Origin of the sequence: Xanthovirga aplysinae, assembly GCF_009711365.1 — a bacterium.
GTDB classification, from domain to species: domain Bacteria; phylum Bacteroidota; class Bacteroidia; order Cytophagales; family Cyclobacteriaceae; genus Xanthovirga; species Xanthovirga aplysinae.
Genome location: NZ_SMMB01000999.1, coordinates 1 through 6,445, shown reverse-complemented (window position 1 = coordinate 6,445; position 6,445 = coordinate 1). Strand labels below are relative to the sequence as shown.

Below are 6,445 nucleotides of genomic sequence, written 5' to 3'. Positions count from 1 at the left end.
TTATGAGTCCGGTACGGAAAACAGGGAAGGCCTGGAGATAATTGCCCTTGGTGCTACGGATCAGACTGCTGCCATTGGAAATCAAATAGATTACCAATTGAAATTGACCAACACACAATTTGCCATTGACAACCAGATGAAGTCTTATACCCTTAGTTTAGACAATACGTCAAATACCAATGGAGTAACTGTCCTTTTCAATGGAAACCCCTTCACCGAAGGGCAATCTTTTTTACTTCCTAAGGATGGTACCGCTACCCCAGTAATCAGTGTGATATCCAATCAACCAGTAGAGGAGCAAATCACTTTAAAATTTGCTTCGGACTGTGAGATTAGCGGAGGGTCTTTAGTGTTCAGTGGCGCTAAATTAGAAAATGCTAAATTATTTAGTTCTCTTACCCTTATGGCCAGGTTCCAGGCCCCTTGTGTAGAGGAGATAGAAATAGCAGCACCAGTGGACGGTCATGTAGTGACCAGCGCCTCCAACGATATTATCCCTTTCAAATTCCGCTTAGTCAATCCATTGGAAGGGTTAACGGAATTGAAAGTGCAATATAGAGAAAGCGGAAGCAGTACTGAAAACACCTTGGAAACCATCAATCTCAGCAACCTAGAAGAGGATCATCAAGGATATTATGAATATAATGTCAATGTAGGATCGCTAAGGGATATGAAAGACTATGAATTCCGTTTGTCACCAGTATGTACGTTTGGTACGGGAGAATGGGGCAAGGAGCAAAACACAAGTGCTTGGATAGATGTGAGAATTGACAAGGAGATACCAACCATTGTGACAGTAAGCCCTCAACATAATACGGAATGGAAAACCGGACCAATAGCTGTGACCTATAGCAAAACATTGAGTACTGTAGTGCCAAATAACATTGTATTAGACATGGTAAAAGACGATGTGACTACAAATAATATTCCGAAGAACATAGCAATAAATGGAAACCAACTGGTAATTACTCCGACCTACCCAGACAACAGACTTGAGGGAGCTGTGATTACTGTTAAAATCCCGGAAGGAGAGGTAAAAGATATTAAAGACAATCCTGCACCAGCTTATGAATGGAGTTTCCTAGTGAACAAGAACGTGGTTTCTTGGGAGGCTGCCAACAAGCAGCTGACCGGACCGCAGGGCACAGCAATTCCATTTAGCATGAGTATACAAAATGATGGGGTGGTCAATAGTACCTATCAATTAGTAAACCTGCCTGCCTGGTTGACATCAACCAATAAAACTGCAGGAGAAGTGTATACTTTGTTTGGAAGTGGTTTTAGGGATAGGGTAGATTTCAGTATCTCTGCTAGCTTAAACCCAGACACCTACATGCATATTGTACAAGCAGAAACACCAGGAGGTGTGGAATCCTTTAGGCTGCAGGTGGAAGTTACTCCTACTATGGTGACTGCCAGCATTACAGAAGTAAATCCAGGATTTAAGCCTGTTGTAATAGAGGAATCGGAAGAAGATTTAAAAGCGGAAGGTTTAACCCTTTCCAGCTACCCAAATCCATTCTCCGAGTCTACTACTATCATTTTCGAACTGCCGGAAGCCTTACCAGTACAGCTGAAGGTATTCGATATGATGGGTAAACTCGTAAAAACCCTAGTAAATGGCGAACATAATGCCGGTAAACACGAAGTTAGCTGGCAAAGGAATGGTAAGGGAACTACCCGAGTGCCTCGTGGAATCTACTTAGTGAAGCTATCAGTAGGGGGTGAATCTACTTACCATAAAGTAGTTGTACAATAAATTAAAGTAATAGAATGAAATACTTTAAAGCTTGTTCAAATTTGTAAACAAGCCATTTGTCGAAAAAAGGTGCTTCTCCTTAAGGGAAGCACCTTTTTTATTTTACTTTGTGGTCTCATTTTCTTTAATAATTTGGATTGTGTATTATTCATTAAATAACTTTTCCTAGAATTAATTTTAAAATAAAAATATGTAACGTAGGAATGAATAATATCTAAGGTCAAACAACCAAATTTGGTAGACGAATGACTATTTTTCTTCTAATTAGCTTTATATCCTCTTTTACATTCCGTTCATCTCTCGTCCTAGAATAATAACTTCTTTGTATTTAAATTCAGAAATCGAATTAAAGCTGGTTTTATTCCTTGTTAAGGAATGGAAAGAACCACTTTATCTATTTTTATTTTTAACCTAAACGCATTATTCGTTATGAAAAAATTTTTTAAACTTTCTTCTGCTTTATTGGTTGCCTCATTAATGGCGACAGGATTTTATGCCTGTAACACTCCCAATGAGGAAGTAGATCCAATTTCGGAAAACACTACTATTCCATCAGAGCTCTTACAGAAGTTGGAAGCTGCAGATTTTAATATTAACACTGTTCGACCTACTACATTTTTGGGAGAAGCGGGTTATTTAGTTGAGGGAGATCAATTTTTATCAAATGACTTTATTAATAATGAATTAGGCATAAATGAAAGTGCCTCAACCCCGGAACAGTATCGAACATCTTACTTGGTAAAAAGTCTACCTAGAACCATAACCGTAAGTATAGATCCTGTTTTAGGCAGTTCGGCAGAAACGGCAATAAATAATGCCATTGCAATGTACAACGAACTGGACATCACTCTTAATTTTCAACGTGTTGCTTACTCTACTAGAAGAAACCAAAGGGCTGATATTGTTGTTGAGTCATTTTATGAGTTGGAAGACGCTGATGGATTTATCACCGCAGGAATAGCTGCAGGTTTTCCTAATAGAAGAGGCAATCCGGCAAATAGTTTTGGCATTAATACCCGTTATGTAGAACTGTTAAATGAGTTTTTTACTACATCAGATGTTGAAGCAAGATTGGCAGGTACCATGGCCCACGAAATAGGACATTGCATCGGTTTGCGTCATAGCGATTATCAAACTAGAGAAAGCTGTGGACAAAATATAAATGAAGGCTGGGCTGGTGTTGGAGCAATCCATATTGCTGGAACCCCAACTGGCTCTGACTTTACTTCCTTAATGCAGTCATGTGGACCAGCAAATGTTTTCAATGCAAATGATAAAATAGCTTTGGAAACCATTTATTAAGGAAAATGAAGTTTGCTCGTCAAACTTCCCGAATTAGTATTCTTTTTATAAGAATAACATAAGGGACTAACTTTATTAAAAGTACCTCTCCCTAACCAAAATTCATTACTTAACACCCTTTTGTTGCCAGTTTCCGGACTGGCAACATTTTTTTACTAATTATCAAGTATACCTTCCTCTCCCCTCCTCTCTTCGGCTAACCAATTACTAACCCATTAGTAGAGATTGCTTCTTCAAAAATGGTTAATTTCATTATAAAACAACTTTTTGACGGTTATGCTTATTAATTTTTTAAAAAACAATAGTTTTTTCTTTCTATTATTGACGGGAATAAGCATTTGTATTCCTCTAGACGGAAACTCCTCTACTGCGCAGACGCAAAAGTTATCACCAAATGCTCAGATAAATAAATGGCTGGATTCTTCCTGGGACCTAAGAAATAGCAACCCTGAAAAGGCAAAAGACTTCGGAATGAAGGCAATAGAGCTGGCAAAAAAATCAAAATATGAGGAAGGTCTGATAAAGGCCTATGGTTTTACAGGAGTTGCTTTCAGAAACCTTGGTTATTTTGATGAGGCCCTAAAATACTACGCCCTGGGGTTTGAATTGGCGCTAAAGCATGAGAATTATGAACAAATGGCATATGCCTATATGAACCTAGGCAACTTATACTTATACCTGAACGAGCCAGAACAGGCCAAAGCCCATATTGAAAAAGTTAGGCCTTTGCTTTCAAAATTGGGTAATGAAAATATAGAGGGCTACTATTATCTAAACAATGGTCGTATCATGCTCAACTTAAAAGACTACGATAAGGCCATGCAAGCATTCTATGCCTCCCTGAAATTGAGAAAAAAGGGAAAGAATAAAAACGGACAGGCAGTTTGCTTGAAGTATATAGGAGATGCACATTTGGAAAAAGAGCAATTTGAACAAGCTTTAGAAAGTTATCAAGAAGCGGAGGCCACTTACGATTTGAGTTATGACAATCACTTACTTGGTAATTTGAAAGTAAACCAAGCCAGAGCTTATTTGCACCTACAACAGCTTGAAAAAGCGGAAGAGATTGCCAAAGAAAGCTTGTATTTAGCAGAGCAAATACCTTCTATTTTTATACTGAAGGAAGCCTACCTGGTTTTATCAGAAATAGCCCAGATTGGAAAAAACTTCGAAAGTTCCGCTGACCATTTAAAAAATGCCATGATCTATCAGGACAGTATTTATAATAAAGGACTAGAAGACCGCCTTGAACGCTTCAATTTTTCTATGGAAAAACTTCAGTTCAAATATGAGAAAAAAATAGCACGACTCCGGCAGAGCCTTTACCTTTTGTCCCTATTGGTTTTGTTTGTAATCACAATTGTGGCATTTAGAGCCTACTACTTGATAAAAAAGAGAAACAAACAATTAACCGCACAAAATGAGGAAATCAAGAAATTGTCAAAATTAAAGAAGGATCTAATTTCAATGATTGTCCATGACTTAAAAAATCCGCTCAATGCTATTTTGATGCTCACCGAAAAGGGAAATAGAGAAATGGGCAAAGAATATTTAAGACAGTCGGGCAGAGATATGCAAAGGCTGATTACCAATATGCTGGAAGTAAACCGCATGGAAGAGCAGGGAATAACCCTCTCAGTTGAAACCATTAAATTGGGAGAAAAAGTAAATCGGGCGATTGATCAATTGTCATTTTTAATACAGCAAAAGGGCCATAAGGTTATCAATAAGGTAAAGACTGGTTATTATGTAGAAGCCGATATACAATATTTTGACCGGATACTAAATAACCTATTAACTAATGCCATCAAATTCAATGATTCTTGTGGGGAAATTACGATTTGGGCAGAAAAATTTGAAGAAGGTGTAAAAATATTTGTTAGAGATACTGGTAGTGGCATTCCTGAGGAACTACATGGAAAAATTTTCGAAAAATTTTGGCGGACCAAATCAAATAAGATTGGGGCTTCGTCAGGTTTAGGGCTTACCTTTTGCAAGATGGCCGTTGAGGCACATGGAGGTGAGATGGGGGTAACCTCCAAACCTGGAGAAGGGGCTACCTTTTGGTTCACTCTTTCCGGATTTAAATATTCCAAAGGCAAATTGGAAGGAGATGATGTTCAGACCAAAGATACTAAAATTCAACCTGGAGTGGAGGAGTTGGAAATATTGAAATCGGCTCGTAGAGCCCTATTAGAATGTAATGTTTATGAAGTAAGTAGGATTAATGCTGTTATACAAGGCATTCAATTTGATAAAAACCATCACCCAAGTGTACAAAGCTGGGTTTTAGAAATTGAACGAGCTTATGAAAATGGCAATGAGGTTATGTTTAGAGAAACTCTAAACCAGAATTTTTAGTATACATGCATTTGCCTGGATTTATTTTAGATTTTAGTCACTATTCTCTATCTAAATTTCAAATAAATAATCCCGAATACTTTCTTTTGCCCCTAACCCTAACCGTTTTTTTAAACGATTGATGTTACTACGTACGCTTCCCGCCTGTAGATCGGCTAACTGTGCAATTTCTTTATTGCCCATCCCAATTTTAATATAGGAGGCAATCCGTACGTCATTTGAGGTAAGCTCGGGGTGAATTTGCTTAAGTTTTTTGATAAAATCCGGATGCACATTTTCAAAATGGGTTACAAATCCTTCCCAACTTTTTTCATTGGTGATGTTCTGCTCTATGCGTTTTCGAATTTTCCTAAGCCCTTTCAATGCCTCGTTTGCGGGCTTGCTTTCGATTCGTTTCATTTGATCCCTTAATGATTTTAGCAATTCATTTTTTTCATGCTCATAAACGGCATATAAGGTCAACTCCCTTTCATGATATTCTCTTTCATTTTGAAGTAACACCCCTATTTTCATATGTTTCTTTTGAATCTCCAAAAAGGCATGGCTAGAACGCAAGGCAGCATTTACCCTCGCTTTCAGCTCTAACTCTTTAAATGGTTTTTGGATGTAGTCGTGGGCTCCTGCTTCAAGGGCCTGATTAAGATCTTTTGTTTCAGTCATCATTCCCGAAGCAACAATTATGGGAATTTCTTGGGTACTCGAATTGCTTTTAAGCATTTTCAAAGCTTCTATACCATTCAATACTGGCATCGCCCAATCAAGGATTATTAAATGGGGTAGTTCTTTTTTTGCAATTTCAAAAGCCACCTCACCATTTGCTGCATAGAGCATATTATAGTTTTCTCCATCCAGGTATTGCAGAACGGTTTTCATGTTTGCTGAATCATCGTCAGCAAATAAAATTTTACTCTCTTGCATGAAGTACTAATTTTGAGTTACCAGATTTTAAAAGTTTAAACCCGATCCAAATCGGTTTAAATAGGCACAACCATGTCAAATCAATCTTTATCTTTGAGGCAATTA

General features: G+C 37.8%; 4 protein-coding genes. 3 read left to right on the top strand and 1 reads right to left on the bottom strand.

The genetic code is table 11. The annotated features are described in order from the left end of the window. The 3 genes from E1171_RS10020 to E1171_RS10010 all read left to right on the top strand — a co-directional run. Positions 1-1,759, top strand: a 1,759-nt coding sequence (locus tag E1171_RS10020) for a T9SS type A sorting domain-containing protein (protein WP_155205867.1), incomplete at its 5' end; no start/stop codon positions are given. Between the two features lie 429 nt (positions 1,760-2,188). Then, positions 2,189-3,061: a M57 family metalloprotease gene (locus E1171_RS10015; protein WP_187696377.1), complete on the top strand. Its 873-nt coding sequence runs from the start codon at positions 2,189-2,191 to the stop codon at positions 3,059-3,061. Between the two features lie 276 nt (positions 3,062-3,337). Next, a complete protein-coding gene (locus E1171_RS10010; protein WP_155205865.1) occupies positions 3,338-5,422 on the top strand; it encodes a tetratricopeptide repeat-containing sensor histidine kinase in 2,085 nt (694 codons plus the stop codon). A gap of 51 nt (positions 5,423-5,473) precedes the next feature. On the opposite strand, the gene E1171_RS10005 is transcribed toward E1171_RS10010, so the two are convergent. Continuing rightward, positions 5,474-6,340 carry a response regulator gene (locus E1171_RS10005; protein WP_155205864.1) on the bottom strand — a complete coding sequence of 289 codons (867 nt, stop codon included), beginning with the start codon at positions 6,338-6,340 and terminating at the stop codon, positions 5,474-5,476. Positions 6,341-6,445 lie beyond the last annotated feature (105 nt).